This is a genomic window from Candidatus Magnetaquiglobus sp., from assembly GCF_058402785.1.
The window spans coordinates 1-17,504 of record NZ_JBZVFG010000064.1 but is presented as its reverse complement, the minus strand read 5'-3'; the positions used below and the strand labels follow the sequence as shown (position 1 = coordinate 17,504).

General features: G+C 54.5%; 13 protein-coding genes, 1 pseudogene and 1 CRISPR repeat array. Of the genes and pseudogenes, 2 read left to right on the top strand and 12 right to left on the bottom strand.

From position 1 onward, the window contains the following. Positions 1 to 199: 199 nt before the first annotated feature. Positions 200 to 322, top strand: a pseudogene (locus ACV4UY_RS15290) (type I restriction enzyme endonuclease domain-containing protein); the annotation flags it as partial. Positions 323 to 1,257: 935 nt separating this feature from the next. Here ACV4UY_RS15290 and ACV4UY_RS15285 read toward each other — a convergent pair. Together ACV4UY_RS15285 and ACV4UY_RS15280 are read right to left on the bottom strand one after the other, a co-directional pair. Further along, positions 1,258 to 2,262, bottom strand: a complete 1,005-nt coding sequence (locus ACV4UY_RS15285) for an Rpn family recombination-promoting nuclease/putative transposase (RefSeq protein WP_491608436.1) — start codon at positions 2,260 to 2,262, stop codon at positions 1,258 to 1,260. A 266-nt stretch (positions 2,263 to 2,528) separates the two neighbouring features. Further along, complete coding sequence (locus ACV4UY_RS15280) at positions 2,529 to 3,110, bottom strand: ISAs1 family transposase (protein WP_491608435.1); 582 nt, start codon at positions 3,108 to 3,110, stop codon at positions 2,529 to 2,531. A 158-nt stretch (positions 3,111 to 3,268) separates the two neighbouring features. On the opposite strand from ACV4UY_RS15280, the gene ACV4UY_RS15275 reads away from it, so the two are divergent. Continuing rightward, on the top strand, positions 3,269 to 4,081 hold the full coding sequence (locus ACV4UY_RS15275) for a transposase (protein ID WP_491608434.1): 813 nt from the start codon (positions 3,269 to 3,271) through the stop codon (positions 4,079 to 4,081). 174 nt (positions 4,082 to 4,255) lie between these two features. Continuing rightward, positions 4,256 to 6,028: direct repeats of the CRISPR family, unit length 36 nt; unit sequence GTTTCAATCCCCTTTCAGGCGGGGCGATTACTGCAG. Positions 6,029 to 6,226: 198 nt separating this feature from the next. Here the strand turns inward: ACV4UY_RS15275 and cas2 are convergent. Genes cas2 through csm6 form a run of 10 tightly spaced genes read right to left on the bottom strand, consistent with a single transcriptional unit; the run spans position 6,227 to position 17,277 of the window. After that, positions 6,227 to 6,514: a CRISPR-associated endonuclease Cas2 gene (gene cas2, locus ACV4UY_RS15270; RefSeq protein WP_491608433.1), complete on the bottom strand. Its 288-nt coding sequence runs from the start codon at positions 6,512 to 6,514 to the stop codon at positions 6,227 to 6,229. After that, positions 6,511 to 7,551: a CRISPR-associated endonuclease Cas1 gene (gene cas1 / locus ACV4UY_RS15265; protein WP_491608432.1), complete on the bottom strand. Its 1,041-nt coding sequence runs from the start codon at positions 7,549 to 7,551 to the stop codon at positions 6,511 to 6,513. The genes cas2 and cas1 overlap by 4 nt, the downstream gene beginning before the upstream one ends. 4 nt (positions 7,552 to 7,555) lie before the next feature. Next, a complete protein-coding gene (locus ACV4UY_RS15260; protein ID WP_491608431.1) occupies positions 7,556 to 8,902 on the bottom strand; it encodes a TIGR02710 family CRISPR-associated CARF protein in 1,347 nt (448 codons plus the stop codon). Continuing rightward, positions 8,899 to 9,864 carry a CRISPR system precrRNA processing endoribonuclease RAMP protein Cas6 gene (gene cas6 / locus ACV4UY_RS15255; protein WP_491608430.1) on the bottom strand — a complete coding sequence of 322 codons (966 nt, stop codon included), beginning with the start codon at positions 9,862 to 9,864 and terminating at the stop codon, positions 8,899 to 8,901. The genes ACV4UY_RS15260 and cas6 overlap by 4 nt, the downstream gene beginning before the upstream one ends. Then, positions 9,861 to 11,501 (bottom strand): type III-A CRISPR-associated RAMP protein Csm5, encoded by a 1,641-nt coding sequence (gene csm5 / locus ACV4UY_RS15250; protein ID WP_491608429.1) that lies wholly within the window; start codon positions 11,499 to 11,501, stop codon positions 9,861 to 9,863. The genes cas6 and csm5 overlap by 4 nt, the downstream gene beginning before the upstream one ends. After that, positions 11,494 to 12,444: a type III-A CRISPR-associated RAMP protein Csm4 gene (csm4, locus tag ACV4UY_RS15245; protein ID WP_491608428.1), complete on the bottom strand. Its 951-nt coding sequence runs from the start codon at positions 12,442 to 12,444 to the stop codon at positions 11,494 to 11,496. Before csm4 ends, csm5 begins: the two co-directional genes overlap by 8 nt. Before the next feature lie 17 nt (positions 12,445 to 12,461). Continuing rightward, positions 12,462 to 13,157 carry a type III-A CRISPR-associated RAMP protein Csm3 gene (gene csm3, locus ACV4UY_RS15240; RefSeq protein ID WP_491608427.1) on the bottom strand — a complete coding sequence of 232 codons (696 nt, stop codon included), beginning with the start codon at positions 13,155 to 13,157 and terminating at the stop codon, positions 12,462 to 12,464. 16 nt (positions 13,158 to 13,173) lie between these two features. Next, the gene (gene csm2 / locus ACV4UY_RS15235; RefSeq protein WP_491608426.1) at positions 13,174 to 13,587 is read right to left on the bottom strand and encodes a type III-A CRISPR-associated protein Csm2; all 414 of its coding nucleotides are present in this window, start codon (positions 13,585 to 13,587) and stop codon (positions 13,174 to 13,176) included. Continuing rightward, positions 13,587 to 16,130, bottom strand: coding sequence for a type III-A CRISPR-associated protein Cas10/Csm1 (gene cas10 / locus ACV4UY_RS15230; RefSeq protein WP_491608425.1), 2,544 nt, complete (start codon positions 16,128 to 16,130; stop codon positions 13,587 to 13,589). The genes csm2 and cas10 overlap by 1 nt, the downstream gene beginning before the upstream one ends. A 4-nt stretch (positions 16,131 to 16,134) precedes the next feature. Further along, positions 16,135 to 17,277: a CRISPR-associated ring nuclease Csm6 gene (csm6, locus tag ACV4UY_RS15225; protein ID WP_491608424.1), complete on the bottom strand. Its 1,143-nt coding sequence runs from the start codon at positions 17,275 to 17,277 to the stop codon at positions 16,135 to 16,137. Between the last annotated feature and the right edge of the window lie 227 nt (positions 17,278 to 17,504).

The window sequence follows — 17,504 nt, the reverse complement described above, 5'->3', positions numbered from 1 at the left end:
CCTCATCGGGGGCAAGTTAAACTTCACCCTACCCACGTGAAACAGCGAGGAGCCTATTATTAATTGCGCGCAACTTCAACAAAGAAATTCCTATCACTTGCTCTAATAATAAATTTGACGCAGATAAGGCTCAATATAAGATGTAAATTGATTGTTATTGGCCTAACAGTGAAAATATTATCAAATATGACTAGGTTGGCTGCTGGAGAGACTCTTGCGCGGTGAAATCAAATCCCGGTTCTCCAGAAATCTCGTTCAAGGGAAAAAGTTCTCGGAATTGCTTGCAAACGGGAAAAATCGGGGGACACCATACCAAAATCGGGGAAAAATCGGGGGACACCATACCAAAATCGGGGAAAAATCGGGGGACACCATACCAAAATCGGGGGACACCATACCGCCACAAAATCGGGGGACACCATACCTCGCAAAATCGCCAAAATCGGGGGACACCATACCTCGCAAAATCGCCAAAATCGGGGGACACCACGCCAAAATCGGGGGACACCATACCTCGCAAAATCGCCAAAATCGGGGGACACCACGCCAAAATCGGGGGACACCATACCTCGCAAAATCGCCAAAATCGGGGGACACCCAAAATCGGGGGACAAAATCGGGGGACACCATACCGATTAAATTAAAATCGGGGGACACCATACCGATTAAATTGATCGTCATCAGTATTAAATTAAAATCGGGGGACACCATACCGATTAAATTGATCGTCATCAGTATTTCTTTGTACTTGTCAAGACTTGATCTGACAAATGCGACCTATGCGACAGCCCGTTTGTCTGTGTGATGAAGTCTTGCCTACTACACGTCATTTTACAAAAAAATGGCGATTTTCGACTCCCGTAGGTCCGGTTCCCAACCGGGTACGTTTTCAAACTGGCGTAGCTGTCTATTGAAAATCTTGGATATTTTTTCACAAAAAAAAGCCGCCATGAAAGAGCGGCTTTGAAGGCAAGAAAATCTTGTAAAACTTTAATGGTGAACCAAGACGAACGTTCCAAACCCAATTCTCCGTCTTTTTGTGCAGTGCAATACGGAGAAAGTTTGAGTGCCGCTTGGTCAGCAATTGATACTGTGATCGAATATCATATTGATTTTGTTATTTGTTGTCTGGCATCTCAAAATTGCTCCATGGGCCAAAGACACCTCTGGAGCATTTGAGTCTGCGATTTGATGTTGCTGGCAGATCCTGTTTTTTCTGGTCCAGAAGGACAGGTTCTGGACCAGAAGGGCAGGGGGTCACGATGCAAAGACTTCCTCTACGGAGTTGGCGAAAACGAAATTGTCACTCCATATTTCGATCAGATCCAGATCCGCTGCCTTTACCTTCTCCGTTACCCAATCTGGCGTCTGGCCAAATTTGCGGCGCATTTGCTTTAAGAGCATGGAAGCGGCTTCTTCCTGGCGGCCTCTCTGCTCGCCAATCTGAATCCCTTCTTGCCGGCCTTCTTGCCGGCCTATCGCTACCCACTCCGGTTTGCCCTTGGCCATGATCTCTTGCGCGAATTGGGACATCATTTCATATTCCTCCTCGGGTTTGATGCGACGAACCACCTGCCGCACCTGATCTTCATTCAGATTTTGGAATGTCGTCAACAGATAGAGCAGCACCGGCAGCAGGAGTTCCGGGGCTTCCATCAAGGCATCCACAATCTGATCCAACGCCACCATTTGGACCTCGGGATCACGGGTACCATATTTGAGTGCCAGCAGACCGGCACGCAGTTGCGCATGTCTGGAGAGTTCCCGGTCCGGGATCGGTCCCAGGTCGGCTACCGGAAATCGAAAATTCAGCAGCCATGGCTGCAAAGCCTCATCCGCATCGACAAGGGCCAGGAACTCGTTCGGAATGCGCCACTCCTGCGCGCCATGGTACACCAGCAAGGGAAGCACGGCTGGCAGTCGTGTCCAATGCTCGTTCTCCCGTACCTTTTGTTCCAAAAAGGCCGAAATGCCTCGATACATCTGCCAGGCGACCTTGTCATCCTTGTAGCTCTTATGCTCGATCAGAACATAAAAGCATACCGGTTTGCCGCTGATCGTCCTGGCCTCGAACAGACGATCCGAAAAGTAGGGACGCAGGTTCTCCTCGACAAAACTGCCTTCGATTAGTTGCGGCGGCTCGGAGGACAACAACCGCGACACCTCCGGCGGCAAACGCTCCCGCAGCAAAGCACCCGCCGTCTCCGGCGTAGACAGCAGTACCCGGAACAGGCGGTCATGGGGTTGGGTGATCTCGCTCATTGGGCAAGTATATCAGACTCACCCGGCAATCCGCCAGCAACGAGTGATGTCATGTGGTTGATGGCACCCCTTCTGGAAAAATGCAAGGCTCAGCCGCACCGGTTGGGTTCAGATTCGTATCTACGGGGATCACCATCGTCACCAACCCAAAACAACCCTCCTGCTCGGTTGGATCTCGGAGGGGGTAATACACCTTATCCCCAGATTCTGATGCCCATGGCCCTGGGGAGACCACAGGGACTCGTCAAAGTCGGCTGGCGCATGAGTCATAATCCCAGGAAGCGCAGGGCCTGCCATGGTTTGGCAGCGAATTCCCGGGTGACATAAGCGATTTCCTGCCAACCTGCCAATCTGAGTAGTCCGATGGTGAGGTTGCGCAGGCAAGCCATCATCTGAGGGCCATGACCTGCACGGATTTGGGAACGGTCCTCGTCGAAAGTGACATCACGGACGTGGTGAGAGCTGTTCTCAATGGACCAGTGTCCCCTGTTGCAGGATAGGAGGTACTCGGGCGAGCCCCTTTCAGGCGGCAGACTGGTGCAGCCGTAGGCGAATTCGGTGGTGGATTTGCCTGTCTTGAGATTCAGGACGTCTCTCCGAATTGTGAAGAACTGCTGGATGTGCGGCAGAGGGACGTGTTCGACAAAACGAGTGGAAGTCCAAATGGAGCGAGTTTCCTGACGTCCATGGCCCCTATCGGTGGTCTGGAATTGGACAGGTCCCTCCTCAAGTTGCAAACGGGCGATGGTGCCGAGCACCGTTGGCTGATTGGCCTTGACCGTGAAGAGGAAATCCGCTTTTTTCTCTTCAACAATGAATTCAATGGTTTTTTTGAGCGTGGATGGCATCTGCCGTGATCAGGCGACCTTCCAGTTCAAGATCGGTCAACAGGGGACGAACAGCGGTGATCTCATTGGATTTGTCGGCGATGGGAATCTGAGCCAGAGTGCTGCCCTGTCGATGGAGGAAGGCGGAGAGCAGATGAGATGGTGATGACGAGGGGGCGGTGATTCTGAAGGAGGGCAAGGAGATTTCTTCCGACAGCCTGCAAAGTCCGTTTGATCCAGATGCCAGCTACGATGGCCACAAAGGTGTGGGGTATCAGGCGCAGTTGAGCGAGACCTGCGCGGCGGACAATCCGATCCAGGTGATCACCAGGGTGGATGTGGAGTCGGCGCACAGGAGTGATCAGCACGCCATCATCCCGGCGCTGGATGATCTGGAGAAACGGGAGATTTCGCCAGAAGAGATGTTCGCGGACACATCGTACAACAGCGGAGACAACCTGCTGGAAGCGGCGGAACGGGGCGTGAATCTGATCGCCCCGACTCCCGGCAAGGCGGATCCCAACGTAATCGGACTGGGCCATTTTGACCTGGACTTGAACAAGATGCGTGTGCGGGCCTGTCCCGAAGGCGCGGAGCCAGTCCGCTCACGGCTTGGCAAGGATGGTCGGACCCGGAATCTGCGTTTCGATGCGGAACGCTGCGCTGCTTGTCCCTTGGTGGATGACTGTCCGGCAGGACGGCAGGGAGGACGATTAAGGGTGCATCCGCGCGATATCGCCACGGCCTACAGTCGGGTGCGGGAAGAGAGCGACTGGTTCAAGAAGGCGTATGCCATCCGCGCCGGGATAGAATCGACCAACGCGGAGTGCAAGACAGCGCACGGTTTGGACAAAGTGTGGACTCGTAGCCTTCAACGCGTGGGGTTTGCAGTCAGGATGAAGGCGCTGGCCTGCAACGTGAAACGATTCCTACGCCACAGTTGCGCCCGAATGCTGGAACAAGTACCGGAAATGGTTACAAATGCGGTGTAAAGAGGGGGAAATCCCCTCGTTTGGAGGCGAAAACAGGGCTCTCAAACGCAACAACCCCGGAAAACCGTTCAAACTGCCTTGGCAACGCCAGAAGCGGCTGGGTGATCACAGAGTTGACGGCTTTCTTTCGGGGGACTCTAGATAGGGCGGATGCCGTGGGAACGGCGGAAGTTAGTTTCAATCCCCTTTCAGGCGGGGCGATTACTGCAGGCCATGAAGGATGTGGTAGAAGCTGTTCGCAAGGCACGGTTTCAATCCCCTTTCAGGCGGGGCGATTACTGCAGCCTTCACCTCCGGCGGTACTGTGACCGTGAAGACCGGGGAGTTTCAATCCCCTTTCAGGCGGGGCGATTACTGCAGAACACCCACGGTGTGCTCTGTGGGCCGACATGGGAACAGGTTTCAATCCCCTTTCAGGCGGGGCGATTACTGCAGAGTATAGCAATGCAGGGACTGCTTATCTCGCACCCTGGCGGTGTTTCAATCCCCTTTCAGGCGGGGCGATTACTGCAGCTGACAGACCCGGTGGTCGGTGGCCCTGGCGGAACGTCAAGTTTCAATCCCCTTTCAGGCGGGGCGATTACTGCAGGATGGCGAGGGGGAGATTATTCGTACCTATAGCTTCTCGTTTCAATCCCCTTTCAGGCGGGGCGATTACTGCAGCAAATCAGGACAACCATCAACGCTCTTGCGGAAGCTGAACGTTTCAATCCCCTTTCAGGCGGGGCGATTACTGCAGACCATCCAAGAGCACGGTCTGTATCTCTTGCTTGCCGGTAGTTTCAATCCCCTTTCAGGCGGGGCGATTACTGCAGACAAGCTGAAAACCAGTGGCGGATATGCCGCTGCCTATGGTTTCAATCCCCTTTCAGGCGGGGCGATTACTGCAGAAGTCAATAAGACCGGAATCGGTTGGGATGAGGCAACAGTTTCAATCCCCTTTCAGGCGGGGCGATTACTGCAGATCGCTGCTATGCCGTACACTGCAAACAACCTGTTATCAGTTTCAATCCCCTTTCAGGCGGGGCGATTACTGCAGGCGCTCAAAGAACAATTGACAAACTCAAACATGCGATGGCGGTTTCAATCCCCTTTCAGGCGGGGCGATTACTGCAGGACCAATCACCCGGCCTTCGCCACTACCCGCATGAGCAATGTTTCAATCCCCTTTCAGGCGGGGCGATTACTGCAGAAGGTTAAATGGTAGCAAGGGCGACTCTGCTACCTCCTTGTTTCAATCCCCTTTCAGGCGGGGCGATTACTGCAGATAACAAGCAACCAAACAAGCAACCCAAGGAGTAAGAAGTTTCAATCCCCTTTCAGGCGGGGCGATTACTGCAGAGAGAAAATCGGTGTTGGGGTTGGGGAGGAGTTCTGGATTGTTTCAATCCCCTTTCAGGCGGGGCGATTACTGCAGACAACGACAATGGAAAGAAATAGCATCATCGATCAGTGTGGTTTCAATCCCCTTTCAGGCGGGGCGATTACTGCAGATTGCGCATTATCTTAACACCAACGACAAGGACAAGGACAGTTTCAATCCCCTTTCAGGCGGGGCGATTACTGCAGCTTGAAAGGTTGCAAGCGGAGATGCTTGCCGCGATGCCCTGTTTCAATCCCCTTTCAGGCGGGGCGATTACTGCAGAGTGCAGATTGCGCACTATCTTAACAACACCAACGAGCAGTTTCAATCCCCTTTCAGGCGGGGCGATTACTGCAGCAATGATCAGGGCATTACCATACACAGCTAACAATTTGTGTTTCAATCCCCTTTCAGGCGGGGCGATTACTGCAGATTTTTGGCGTGACCCGCGCGGCAGTAAGCCAGTGGTCAAAGTTTCAATCCCCTTTCAGGCGGGGCGATTACTGCAGTCGACGAGGAATGGCGCGATTCTGAGGCCAAAATCCTGGGTTTCAATCCCCTTTCAGGCGGGGCGATTACTGCAGTCCGGGTCATGCAAGATTTTGATTCAGTGAAAAAAAACGACCATGATTTCGTAATCTCATATTCCATAGATCTCCACAGATTTCTCTCCAAGTGACAAGCCCAACATGAATCCATATTTTATTCCACTTTTCAAACATCTAAAAGCAGTCGTAACCTATAGGGGATGCTCATCGCATTCCGGTTACGAGCGCTCGCCATTACACGACAAACACCACTTCCTCGCCCGGATTCGGACCTGGAATTCCAAGACGCCTGATCTTTTCGGTGCAGGTTCCGCACAATTGGTAAATCCGAACGGTATCTTTCTTGGCATGAATGATGTTCAAGATATCCTCAATCATATGCTGCACGAGTTCTGGCTCCAAGACGGCTTCAAAGACGCTTTTCTGAATTCTATCCCCGTACAGATCCAGGCTGGCCGCCAGTTTGCGTCTGCGTTTGTTGTTGGTGATATCATAGCAGATAGAATACCGTTGTCGATTCATGATAGGGCAGAGTCCTTCAAATAAAACGGACGGTACTCCTCTTCTTGGCGCAGCGCCATGGCCAATCGATTGACCTGTCTTTTGATCATGCCCATTGAGCTCATGCTCTCACCCGCATCATCTCGCAAGGGACGCTCCAAAAACTCTCCCCACGCCTTGAAAAAGTGCTTGAGCCCCTCTCGTGTCAAACGCACCCCTCCAGCATCCGGATCCGGTTCGAACATCAAGGGCTGAACCACCCGCAGGTTGCAAACGCGCATCACGAACCGATCCACCACCGCATGTCGGAACTCTTCGAGCAGATCCAGTGCCAGACTGGCTCTTCCTGCTCGCGGTTCATGCAGAAAGCCGATTGCCGGATCCAGCCCACGAGCTTCCAGATGACCGGCAATCGCATTACCCAGCAACACATAGCCAAAAGAGAGCAATGCATTGGCTGGATCCGGTGGCGGGCGTCGTTGTCGCACCGTGAACCGGATTTCACTCCGGAATCCATGCATCAGCATGGAAAAATAGTGTGCCGCCATGTTTCCTTCATGCCCCAACAGTTCCGTCTTCTGAGCACAAGCGGCCAGACGCCCGTATTGTTCGGACAGTTCTCGCAGAACCTGCGACAGATCTTCCAATCCCGACTGATTCGAACGGATCATGCGCAACACGGCCATTGCATTCACACATTTGGCAGCAAGCACGGTGCGCGCCATATGCAACGCATAGTCGGCATCGGTCAATGCCCGATACTGCGCCAGACGCAAATCACCACTGCGTGCCATTTCCGGGACCATGCGCCCCAAAAAACGACCATTCCAGGAAAACCACGCGATCCCAATGCCATGCTCCAGACAGAGATGCATGGCATCCACCGTCATGTGAACCCGCCCGATCAAGGCCACCAACTCCAACCGATGCGGCTCGACCTTCAACAACAGGCGAGGGTTGCCACGGCTGTCGGTCGAGTCATGTGCAGCCGTAACGTGCAACACCCCGGAGGAAAACCGCACCGTGGAACCCGGTTCGGTCACATAAAGCGTTGGCATGACTTTAGTAATCCAAAAATTCCGGAGTGCGGGCCAATCGCAGCCAAGTGTCCCGCTCTTGCGGCATGCCTTCGGCAAGCAACACCCTTTCCTCCAATTGTGTGTAGAACCTTTTCACACTCTCCTCCTCCGGGGCCTGGGCCTGAAAGCCGTGAATCAATACGCTGGCATTGCGGGCCCTTGCACTTAAAATCGACGAGTTACCCAGTTCGATCAACACCTCGGCCAAAGGATCCTGCAACCGCTTCAAAAGACCCGTAACCCGTTCCCTGGGTGCTTGCAATTTGCCATCCCTGGTCCTGGATAGTGGGACATCTCCTTTCTTCTCGATGTGTTGTTGATACTTCTGAATCATCGAATCCTCGGGTTCCAGTGCCGACGAGTCATAGCCATGAACAAACAAACGCATCTGTCCAGCCATCTCCAATACCCGATAGGCGCGCACCACGGCATCTTCCAGTTGTTGATGACGCAGACGCCGGTGACCGTTGGCCCAGATATCCACCATCAGTCGGCTTAAATAGGGCGCCTTGCGCTTTCGGCATACATCAGGATCCGTTCCCTCCGGGAATCGGACCGCCAACCGCTCCACCCAATCCAGAACCTCATTCGAGGGATGAAACCGTTGCCAGCGTGGGGTGATCTCCTCACGATTCGGCAGAGAGACCGCATGTGCAGCCCGATAATTCAGCCGATCCCATGCCTCATAAAAGCGGGCCAGGGCACGGGCATCCCGCAATTCATCATGAAACTTCTCTGGCCAGTGAAGACGGATCAACGGGTGCGAAGGATCGGGCAACAGATCCAGCACAGCAGCAAAGTTGCCGTGCCGGAACATTTCGAGCGCGTCATCGAGACGGTGCGCAGCCATGATCAGCGTGGTTTGAAACCGGGAGAATCGCTCGTTGCCAGGGAGCACCATGCCGCGCTGGTCACGCAGACCTGTGATATAGCGGAGATACGGCACATCACGACGTACTGCCGCCAAAATCAACGCCGCACTCATCATCTTGGTGCCGCGGGTGGGATCCACCTCGATGATCAACCGGCCAGAATGAGGCTTCAAATCGTTCAAGATGCGATCAAAATGGTCAAAACACCGATCCGCGTCATCCTCATCCCCTTCCCTGGGCAAGGGGTGTACCTCGACCGGCAGTGGCGCCAACGCCTGCTTGACTTCGTGTGCCCATTCGGCAGTGACCCGCGATGGAAGCAGAATCACCCGCGACCATGGGCCATCGCGTTCCACCGAAACACGCAACGGACGATAGAGCGTCTCTTCTCGCCGCTCCGCATCGCCGGTTCCTACCGTCAGCACCAACACCTTTTCACGCACCATTTCATCCATCATGGCTGTCCACTCTCCCTCAAAGGCGTATCCAGACGCATACATCCCAAGCCGAACGTGGCATTCTTGCCAACATGCAGCCACTGACCCAGATAAAGATGGTGCCAGAACGGCTCCAACGGTCCAGAAAGCTGCCAACTACCCACCACGCCACCCAAGGCCATGGTCTGATTCTGACGCGCGGAACGTCGTGTCCAGTCGCGCCAATAAAGACGCCCACGGGCATCGATCCCCTCAGCCTGGCGGGCCAGATCAGCATAATCGGCCTCCATCACCTGCCCGCCGTGCAAATACACCATCTGGCTGACACGACGCATCAGCGCGACCAACAGATCCCTTGGGGTCACCTTTTCCGGTCCCAGGGGTGAGCCATTCTTCTGGATACGGGTGGGGGTCAGCAGGGTCAAGGTGAGCGCCGAGAACTCCGGCCAAGGCGGCACGTTCAGCCGGGTGGCGTGGTCACGGAGCACCCCGGATTCAGGGGTAAAAATCTCCGACTCCCCGTCCGTCTCGACCAACAACACCCTCCGCAGCAACGCCGTACCGTTCCCAGGCCCAACACCTCGTGCCAACGCCCTCTGCCAGGCCAGGATAATTAACGCCAACTGCGCCAACGCCTTGCCCACCAGCACCATATGCCATTCCAACCGCTCCCCGGGCCGATACTCCCGCTCGCCCCACTCCGGCGGCTCGATGACATACGGGTTCGGTGTGACCCCCATCCCCTTTTCTCCCGCATCGACCATCGGCGACGGGGTTTCGAACAGCAACGGATAAGGACAGGTGCGCCACAACCCGCATCCCGGACATTCGCTCTGCCCAGTCATGCAGACCACCCCGCGCAATGCGGCGCCAAACACCCCGCGCAACGCCGAGCCGGCATACTCCGGCAGACGCAAAGGGGTCTGCACCTCCCACTCGAAGCGGTAGCGCGCCAAAGGGATGGTCATCTGCTGAGCGTTCATGTCAGACTCGCACGCAGAGGATCGAGCAAATTCTTCAGCTTCTTGGCATCCACGCCCTTCAACTTGGCCGGCAACTCCTGTTCGCACACAGACATCAACGCATGCTTCTCATCCTCAAGCCACTCTTCAGTCCGTGCACTTTTGATCAACTTGTTCGCCTCGGCCCAAAGCGTGCCGCTAACAGGTTGTTGAATCGAAACTTTGCTGATCGATCGACGAAACTCATCCACCTTCCTTCGATTCGGCGTCATGCTGGCCAGTCGGACCTCCTGGGCCACCTTTTCAGCCTCCAGACGCGCCTGATCGGCCTGCCGTTGGGCCTCTTGTTGGCGCTTGATGACCTCTACTGCGCGCCATTGGGCCAATTTTTTGTCAGATGCTTGCAAACGTCCACCACGGTCGTTGACAAAAGATTGAGACAACTCGACCAATTCAGGAACCGATTCGCTCAAGGGCAAGCGACCAGGACCATCCAACTCCACCAACAGCCAACCGAATGGAAGCAGGTCGAAATCCTGCTTTTCCCGCCCCGCCGCCATCCAGACCGTAGTGGCTCGTGGTCCCCACGTCGGTGGTTTACCTTTTCCTGCCATGATCTTGATATGTCGTGCACCGTTCAAAGTGACGGACTCAGCGCCGGAATGACGCCCGACCCGCAGCAAAAACGTACCCCCGTTTGCCAACAAACGTTGCAAATTGCCTCCTTCCAACGATTGCCGCAGCGTTTTCATCCACCGCTCAGGCAATAAATCGTGCATTTCTTTCAACTCTCTCTTCAAATGGTCTATGTAAAACCGATTGCATTTTTCCATCACAAATTGTCGGTCCCATTGCCTGTTGAGCGGTGGCAATTGATGCGCATGTTTTTCGAATGCCTGTCTGGTGTCCAGAAACCCCCAGTCGGCAACCAAAAATTCCAACGCCAACGGCGAGAGAGACTCCAAAATCTGATACGGTCCCCGCCCGCTGCCACCAGAGACCTTGCGATTGACGGCGAAAACAATCTCGCCGCACTCGCGGTCATCCCCAGGCATGGCATCCCCGACCTGGATCAATCGCATGGGATCCAATTCAAATTTTTCTGGCAGACAGCCTTGCAGTGAAGTCGGTATGGGACGGAGCTTCTTCCAATCTCCTCTCCTTTCGGATGCTGTGCTATCCAGCAGCGACTTGCCTCCATGCACCGCATCGAGCAGTGCCGTGCGCATCGCTCCTTTCAGGCTGGATCCTGGCAATATGGGACGAGAATCGGTCGCGACATGCGCCATACGTTCAATGAACAGTCTGTTTTGATCTCCTGTGGCAGCCTGCATAATCTTGCCAACCCGCTTATCATAAAATTCCTGTATCCCATCCCCCACAAGCAAGCGACGCTCGTATTGCGCAATCAAGGAATCTTTTTGATCGTAAAAAAATTTCTGAATACTCTGAATGAGATGATCCGCCCGATCCACAATTTCCAACAGTTTCTTTCGAGCCTCCGGATCCATGGCCAGCGCCGACACGGGATCGAAAGAATAAAATACACCTTCATCCATCACATAGTGAGTCGGTTCATAATCCTCGCCACACCCGACATGCACCGGTGAAAGAGTGGAAAGAATCAGACGGTCATATTGCTTGAATGATTCAGGCATGCTTGATCTCCCCGCCATTCTCGACCCGTATCCCGACCACGGGCGCGTATCCCTGCTGCACGGTGCCAGATATCGACCCCGAGACCCCTCCGATGCCTCGACCCACGAAACTCCGGGCGACAAACTTGGACATGGGCATCAATACCGCCCCGGCCTGCGCCAAGAGCACCGGCTGTTTGAAGGGGTGTCCGGTTACCGCCGCGATATCTCCATGACGGCCAAAACGGGTAAAGACTTGATACCAACTCTTTTCCGCATCGAACCCGCCCCCCTGCGGAGCGCAGAAACCCAGGGTCAACCAGGCGTTGCTGTGGTCTTGAGAGGGCAACGCCTGCTCCACGAAACTCTCCAAAGCGAACTTGCCCAGACCCGTGCTGGCATCCTTGCCAAACCCTGTCAAAGCGATATCCCGCAGGGCTCTCTCCAACTCCGACGCCGACAACCGCTCCGGATCGAACAGCAGCCAGAGCTCCAGTTTAGCCCCCACCGGAAACCAGATCTGCTCCACCTGATACGGAGCAAACCCTTCCCCAGTGGTCCCGGTCAACCGGTTGATGGCGTTGTGCGGTTGGGGACGGCTGAGGCGCTCGGCAGGCCATACCTGTTCTTCCGTTTTGCAGAGCGTCACCCACTCGGAAAGAGGTCGCGGCCACGCCTCGCGGGGCAGCCAGATTCTCTTTTTCTCCTGCTTCCGGTCATGCCCCTCCTGGCGCGTCGCCACCCCTCCTCGCGGAAGGTGCGGTCGCGGCCAGCAACTGGCAGGAAAGCCGTCCGAAACCACCAAAAAGGGCTGACCAGAGGTGTACCCCTCCAGCCGTTGGGTCAACCAAGCATCTCCATGCCGATTGCGCAACGCCCAACAGAGTTGACCGAAAAGCGTATCCCCATGAAGCGGGGTGGCAAACGCCGTTTGCGGGATAATGGTGGCAAGTCGTGTTTTCATGGAATTTATCCGTACTTTCACCAGGGTTTCGCGGCTGTGAGCTTTTCCTGCCACGGATCGGACAAAACGAATTTCACCCGTCCATAACCCCGGGATCCAGAACCACCCAAAGCATCCATCTCCAATAATTTCATGCCGATCAACAGCGTCTCCAGCAACTTGTCCTCACCTGCAAGATCCAACTGTTTGACAGAAAGCCGGAAATCAAACCTGGCACCGGCTGGCACCCGTTCGGTGTTGCGGGGATGCTCGGCCACGCCACGCACCCGGTCGATGGTGTTTTCCATTTTGGTTTCGGTGAGTGACAAAGCGCGGGCTTGGATCTGCTTGACCCACGCCTTTTCCAACTGGCAATCCGAAAAGGCCAATCGGCTGGGCCCGATCTCTTCCGCCTGCTCATCGGTCAGTTGATCGGAAACCCCGAACAGCTTGAGAATATGCCGGGCTTCGTCTCGATCTGGCGCATCCTCCAATTTGCCAAACGCCATCGGTCTACCGCCATTGACCCCCGCCAACCCGGCCCGCCACTCCAGCAGACTGCGAATCTTGCCCTTGAGGCTGCTGCCGGGGAGATAAGGCTCGTTGGTGTGGGGATGGCGAATCACCGGACTGTCCGATCCGCCGATGTGCATCTCCGTGTTGCCGCTGCCGATATGCAGGCCGGTGAGGATTTCGATTGTGCCGGTTATTTCAATAATCTCAACGAGTCGCATGGTTCTCTCCCCGGTTCTAATTGGTACGCAGTTCTTTGTAGAAACCCATGACGGCTTCCATGAACAACTTGAAGTGCCTCATGGTCTCTGGACTATTCACTTGGCTCAGACAATGACGCAGGAGATCGACAAAATTTTTATCTACAAGAGAGTTCCTACCCTTGGCATAAGCCGCCTTTGCATTCAGCATCCGTATGAACGGCAGCATGTCACCAAACTTTGACGAATCTGCCTCCACTTTCTCTGCCCACAAACAAATTTCATTATAAAATCGTCTCAATTGCGTGGGCTTGTTCGGGGAATACCTAGCCGGATCCCGACCCGCCAGAGTCACAGCCACACTCTTTGCTACCTGATCAAACAAATCCGCATGGATGGGTTCCAACAGAATTCTGCTCGTATCCAATTGCTCAACATCTTGTTGCGACATTATGACACCTCCCGACGTTGATAAAGATAAGTGAATAAAGAAATCTTATAATCCCCCCCATTCTCGGAAATCCTCTTGCCGATCTTTTTCACGAACTCTCCCTGGAATACCGGCTTTCGTTGTTCCTCGTCTTTCAACTTGTCCACCACAAAACGCCAACTCCGATAGGTGAACCAGGAGCGCCAGATACCATCCTCGGGATGGTTGCGGGCCCGTTCCGCCTTGTCGCACAAATGGAGCAACCCATAGAGATAGGCGGTGCTCAGTTCGACCGCATGTTCATTCTGGAGCCAAGCGACCAACTCCGCCAACTCCCGTTCCCCTGCCAGCAACTCACCGAATTTTTCCCAACGCACGGTGCGATTCCAGCAGGTGACCGCATCCTTTTTACCCTCTTTGTGCGCCTTGGCTCGATGGAGCGCCTCTTCCGCCATACCGGCCAGAGCTGGCACCGGAATGCCCGGCTTGGCCATGGCCAGACCGGCGGAAAAATGCAAAGCCGGATTCCGTCCCACATAGCGGGAAAACTCTCTGCGCATGGCGTCGGCCAAGCGGATCTGCTCCAGCCAGGGGCCGATCAGAAAAAAATCATCCCCGCCGGCAAAGACCGTATAAGTATTCTGGTACGCATCAGCGCATTTCCAAGGAAGCCAGATGGCAAAAAAAGCATTCACCTGGCGACTCAGGGATGCCATGCGAGCAAAGGTTGGGGTCTCCAGACCTTCCTTGAAGATCATGCCCAGGTTATCCACATCCCCCTTGAGAATCCCCAGTGCCGCGACACCGCGACGCACGCCGCTCTTGTCCTCCGGCATCAGACACGCTTCAGCCATCTCCTCGAAACTAACGATCTCCCCATCTCTTCTCGGCACATAACCGTTGATGGCCCGTCGGGCATAGCCATTCCACAAGGGCTGTTGTGCATCAAGGGGCGGTGAAAAATCCCACTCCCGCAGCACCTCCCCGACATCTTCAGTCCCGAACCCCACCCGATAGCCCAACAGATTAAACTCGCCTGCCTGGGCCCGACCAATGCGCAACCGACTCTGTTGCACCAGTTGCTTGCCGATTTCTTGTTGATTCACACACAACGCGCACCCTTCATCCCGCGATTGGGCCGGAGCCTTGCCGCAGTGCTGGCACGCACCCTGCGCATAGTCATGACCAAACACCAACGGCACCATACCGGAACCACACAGATCAAATCGCCTCAATTTGCACCTCTGCAAATCCTGGAAAAGTCGCTCAACCAAGTACTTGAAGCGATCTTTCACAAAATCCTGCCGTTTAGCCCTGGTACTGGCCAAACCGATCCCACCCTGGCCAAAAGTGTGGTGCAGAAACCAGGAATCCAACGCATCACGCACCCTGTCGAGACGCTCTTGGGCATCCGGCAGATTGGGGGCTACGATCAAAAATTTGCCGGCGGCATTGGTGATCTGGCTGACCGGAGGGAGGGAAAATGCCTCCAGAATCTTCAAGGCTGCCAACTCGGTCAGCAAAGAGACATAAAAGGAGCGACCACGCAGCAGCTTGGCCGCTCCTTTGACCTTCTCCCCCTCTCCGGAGAAGATAAAAGACTGGATCCCAAAAAAATCACCCTGAATCAACAAAAATTCCGGCTCATCCCCCTCGTCCCATGATTTCCACGCCTGTTCGGAAAAACGGGCCTTGATGGTGTCCAACTCCTCGTGATGGCGCCACAAGGCTACCGCCAGGGCCGCTGTCGCCTTGGAGTGATCGTACAGGGAGACATCCGCCGGAATCGACAAAAATCCCCCTCCCGGCTTTTTGGTCGCAGTGGCAGAAGGAATGGCATGGGTGAAGGTGAGATACAGAGTATCAAAATGATCCAACCACACCGGCCAGGAGTCCCGGGTTGACGACGGTATCTTTTGAATCCCCGTCATGAACTGCTCCCACAACGCGGCATACTCTTCCCTGGCGGTAGAGTCGGAAATCTCCGTGTCCGCAACCGGGAAAAGGGTCTCCGGGGCCATGGCCCGCAACGGCAAGCGATGGCGTGGCACGGACAATCTGTGGCGTGGGCTGTCGAAGAGAGCCTCGCTTCTCGGATTCACACTCTCAAGAATGGACCACTGCCGCGCCTGACGGTGGTTAATCCGTCTGCCCTGTTCTTCCCTTTCATCCTCTGCACGATTATAATCATTATCGAAATGACTACGCTCGAAACCAGAAGCCAAACGGTCGGCACAGGCGATGATCCGTTGCAATGGTGTTTCAGGCTTGTGATGCATGGCCGCGCCGTTAATCAGGGAGTCATCAACTTTTCCTAGGCCAAAGGGGGTAACCTCCCCATCGTTGATCGGGGGCAGAAACGGCTCAATGCGATCCATCCCAATGCCTGTATGGGCCGCATGCCCATGGGAATAACGCCCATCCCAAAGCGGACAATAGATTGTTCGATTGCTATCCAGGTCGGATGGGATCACTCCCGACCGTTCGGCAAACTTGCCCAGATCATGCATCAGAGCAGCCAGGGCAACACGGCAGGAGGCCTGTAACAGGGTCTTTTCATCCATTGGGCTACACCTCGTCGTCTGTTATTCTTAAACATCCAGGATCCATGGACATTCCGTACTCTCTGCCCCCGCGAGCCGGTCGAGAGAATACGCGACCTGGATGCGCTGTTCCCAGCAGTGACTTGAGTTTGGATACCGCATGTGTAATCTTGATTTTTAACTCAGTAAATACAACCTTTCCGTATCGGTCCCTGGGAACCAAACCGCTTTCCCTGAAACCTGATTGCTCCCCCGTGACATCCAGGTAAGCTCTTTCCAAACCCTCGATCCAGGCATCCTGATCCAAATCACGCCCTGGAATCCAGCCATCCTGGTGCGGTCCACGCCCTTCCAAACGACACCTGGCGAAAAACAGAAGGATCGCAAATTCCTTGGGAGGAACGGTTATCTCCCCGCCATGATGACGTACCAAACGTTGGCCCACGTCAATACTCAACACCGGATTCAGACTCTCCACCTCACGCTGAACCCGATTGCAGGCAATTTCCAACGAAATAGCGCCACGACGCGTCTCCTCATCCAACAGGGTACGCAGACGGATCAAAGGGATGTCGATCATCTCAACTCGCGCATCCCCGGTATTAAGAAACACCACGCCATGCCCCGATTTATGGACCGCAAGGCTTACCGGTTGAGGCGGAGGATAAAAGAACTCAGCCAAATTCTCGAACTCCGGGGAGACAAGCAAATGCACCAGTCGATCCTCGGAACGGGCCAGCAGACCAAACACCTGGGCAAACAGCACCGCCATATCTTTGCGTCCTCCCGCAACGCAAGCCACCACTGGCAGCTCACCCTCACCACACCACGCCGCCAACCTTTCGAACAGCCCATTCATCGCCGCCATGCCCACGCCTACTTCCGCAGTACGTCCAGGCCACAATGGGTAGATTCCCTCTCTGTCAAAATCGATCCTGTTGCGATTGAAACCATAGTCACGACAAAAACGATCCAACGGAGGATCCGGGCCAAACAATAAAGCATTACTTACCGCATCGACCCCTTCATGACTGGTTAATACAGAAACTCTCTTTATATCCAAACAGGTTCGCTCCATAAGCAAATATAACGCCTCTGTAATCACCTGAGGAGTCAAACCAACTAAAATAATTAAATGGCAATCCTTGATATATTTATTATTGTCCATGTTTTAGCACCAAAAATCATCTTATGAAACCATCTAACCATCAACAAATTAACATATTAAGACAACGGATCAACCATAAAAAAATTGCGACCACATGGCGTCACATATTCTGATCCTGATTCCGCTCGGTATTCGATGCTCGATCCCTGGATAGGGACTCGTCAAAGTCGGGTGGCGCATGAGTCATAATCCCAGGAAGCGCAGGGCCTGCCATGGTTTGGCAGCGA